At 65.2% G+C, this 2880-nt stretch carries 3 protein-coding genes; all 3 read right to left on the bottom strand.

Annotated features, from left to right (window positions below; genetic code table 11):
• Positions 1-140 precede the first annotated feature (140 nt).
• Positions 141-485, bottom strand: a complete 345-nt coding sequence (locus ABIB14_RS18605; protein WP_354237377.1) for an RskA family anti-sigma factor — start codon at positions 483-485, stop codon at positions 141-143.
• Between the two features lie 413 nt (positions 486-898).
• Complete coding sequence (locus tag ABIB14_RS18610; RefSeq protein WP_354237378.1) at positions 899-1372, bottom strand: hypothetical protein; 474 nt, start codon at positions 1370-1372, stop codon at positions 899-901.
• A 41-nt stretch (positions 1373-1413) separates the two neighbouring features.
• Entirely contained in the window at positions 1414-2619 is a 1206-nt protein-coding gene (locus ABIB14_RS18615) for a molybdopterin-dependent oxidoreductase (RefSeq protein WP_354237379.1), read from the bottom strand.
• Positions 2620-2880 lie beyond the last annotated feature (261 nt).

A 2880-nucleotide genomic window follows, 5' to 3' on the forward strand; every position in this document is an offset into this window, starting at 1 on the left:
TTTGAACGCCTTCGCCATCACTTTCAGCGACCGATTCCCGGCAGCTGAAAGCTACTAAATGAAAACGCCGGATACACCGTTAATGAGATAGTCCCTGACGCTGGGATGCCGTTCCACGACAGTCGGATCCATGTCGATGATCAGGTGTTGGCGTCGTCCGGTTGGCTTGACACGGCCCGGGTGTTGTCAGGGGTAGGGATCTGGGGGTGTAGCTTGGCGAGGATTTCACGGAGCAAATCTGGTGGGGGCTCAGCGTCCAGGGATCCGTAGGCCAACGTCAGGGCTTCGCGCGTTTGCAATACTCGGAGGGAAAATTGCCCGCGCAGCGATGCGCGCGCGGATCGGAGAAACTGATCGACTGCGGATTCACCTTGGGTTCCGAGGGTGCCCACCGCATACAGCTCGGCGAGATCCAGGAGCCGACCGCAGGCCAGGTCCTGGATGATGTCTTCGCTCAGTCCCTCCGGTCGGTCAGCCTCGGTCATTGTTTGCCGCCCGGATGGAATTCTGTTATCCCGGGCGGAGACCATGTGCGGTTACGCGAAAAGAGGGCCCGGCTGTTTGCTGCGTCCGGAGAACTGGATTGTAGGGTGACCAGGAGTGTGGCCATGTGCCGCGTCCCGCCGTCCCGTTGGTGTTTCGTGAGCCCGGTGGTTATTCGGAGGCTGCCGGAGTTCGGATGGGTGCCGGGGCGATGTCACGTGAAGCGTCGTTGGCCGTGCTGACCGGTAAATCGGCTGGTGCCGGGATGAGATTTTTTGGCTGGGAATCTGAGCGCGGCGGATCAGTGGCGGGCGTCAGCGACTTGCATGAATCCTTGTCTTCCGGCGCTCCGCAACCCGGGTTGTGGCAGCCGGGTCCCGGCGGCCGGCTGGACGGTGACGTTGGTGAAGCGCGTTCAGGACCGGGTCTTCTGCCGGTTGTCAGCATTGGTTGGACCTGCGATTCCGGACCGTTCGCAGGCGTAGATAGCGGCCGCTGCGGCGAGGGCTAGAATCGTCCAGAACCAGAGGAGGTGCCCGGCGTAGTCGGCCTCCAGGACGCTGGTGATGCGGGCCTCGGACTGGGCCTTGAGCAGGATTCCGGTGATCAGGGTGACTAGGGCACCTGTCATGAGGGCCCCGCGCAGCACCGCGGCGGAAGCGGGGCGCAAACGGGAGCCCAGGCGGGTCAGTCCGGCACCGGCCAGGGTGGACAGCGGCACGATGACGCCGTCGTGCAGCACGATGGCGACGGCCAGCCACGTCAGCAGCCCCACCAGCTGGGCGGGGCCCAGCTGGGTGGGGAGCCCCAGCAGCCCGTAGCCGATGAGTCCGGCACCTGCCACGCCGAGGGTTATCCTGACTGCCCTGACGGATGGGACTGCCTTCACGGATCTGACTGCCTTGACGGGTGGGTTTGTCTTGGGCTGGTTCACAGGACCTCCACGGACTGGAGCCATTTGGTTTGAAGGACCCCGGGGCGACCGGGGGCAATGATCCTCGCGGGATAGCCGTGGTCGAGGTCCAGGACGGTGCCGTTGAGTTCCAGTGCCACAAGTGTCCGCTCGTCCCGGGTGTATTCCGCCGGCATGGACATGAGTCTGTACGCCCCTTCGGGTTCAAGGCTGGTCACGCGCAGGGCCGAATCCGGCGGTGCCCCGACAGCACCGAGTAGGTCCCTCATCGGCACGCCGCGCCATCGGGCCGTCTGGCTCCAGCCCTCGACGCAGGCGATCGGGAGCTCCTGACTGGACTGCGGGAACGCCCGCAGTTCGTTCAGGCTGAACTTCCTGCTGGTTCCGTGGTGGGTGACGGTCAGGGACCAGTCCACGGCGCGGGCAAATCCGGCCACTTTCGCGTCGGCTGCGGTCCGGTTGACCGGGACGGATTGCGGGCCGGTGCCCATTTTGCGGGGGGCGAACAGGTTGAGGGGGCCGAGCCAGGAAAAGGACTGTCCGGCGGTGGTGACTACGAGCGCTGCTGTACTCACGCCTACCCCGGTAATAAAGGCCCGCCGTGACCACCGGCCCGGGGCTGCCGCGGGCGTGCTGTGTTTGGCGTCTACACCGGCGCCAGCCGCAGGGCCCGCCGGTGCGGGTTCCTCGATGGCACGCCGTCGCCAGTGAGCCATGATGGCCGGAAGTTTCACGGCGATGTGCAGCAGCAGGGAGCCCCAGATGACCCAGGCCATCCAGAAATGGGTCTCGCGGAAAGGGAAGGGCCACGGGTACCACTTGTAGGTATTGATCAGCCCCGTTGTCAGCTGCACTAGTGAGGCCGCGATGAACAGGGCAATGGAGGCCCGCTCCAGAGCATGGGCGACCGATTTGACCGGCGGCCATTTGAGCAGCTCCGGGTAGACGGACCACAGCTTGGCCAGCAGCAAAGGGATCGCGGCGATCCCGGCCGTGACGTGCAGTCCCTGGGTCAGCTGGTAAATCCAGACGGGACTGGTGGGGAAGAACATCCAGGAGGGCGGATTCTGTAGGCCGTGACTGAAGAGCCCGGTCAGGAAACAGACGGTGAAGCTGAGCCCGAGCCAACGGCCCAAGACGACCGTGAGCCTGGTGCTCCGCGTCGGTGAGGCGAACCGGGCGGCCAGCGCGTCAGTCAGTTTCTGCGGGTCGGGTCTTTGCATTCCTACATCACACCACTGTTCAGGGTCAGGGGGGGCTTGAATATCACCGAATACCGCAAGCCGCCGGGAGGTGCTGCTTTAGCAGGGGCCGCGGCTGCAAGCGGGCGGGGCCGCGGTGTCGATACCGCCCCGGCGCCATCAATGAGCCGGCCCCCGGAGTTAAGGGACAGTGCCGCGGCCCTCCGGTGGGGAGGTGCCGCGGCTCTGCCTGCCGGTGCAGACCATGCCTCCGGCAGGTCTTGGTGGTGGGTGTTACTTGGT

It is taken from the genome of Arthrobacter sp. UYEF3 (assembly GCF_040546245.1).
GTDB lineage: Bacteria > Actinomycetota > Actinomycetes > Actinomycetales > Micrococcaceae > Arthrobacter.

Bases quoted from the DNA above. Each gene is read 5' to 3' on its own strand.
- ABIB14_RS18605 (WP_354237377.1), bottom strand. From the start codon at position 485: ATGACCGAGGCTGACCGACCGGAGGGACTGAGCGAAGACATCATCCAG.
- ABIB14_RS18615 (WP_354237379.1), bottom strand. From the start codon at position 2,619: ATGCAAAGACCCGACCCGCAGAAACTGACTGACGCGCTGGCCGCCCGG.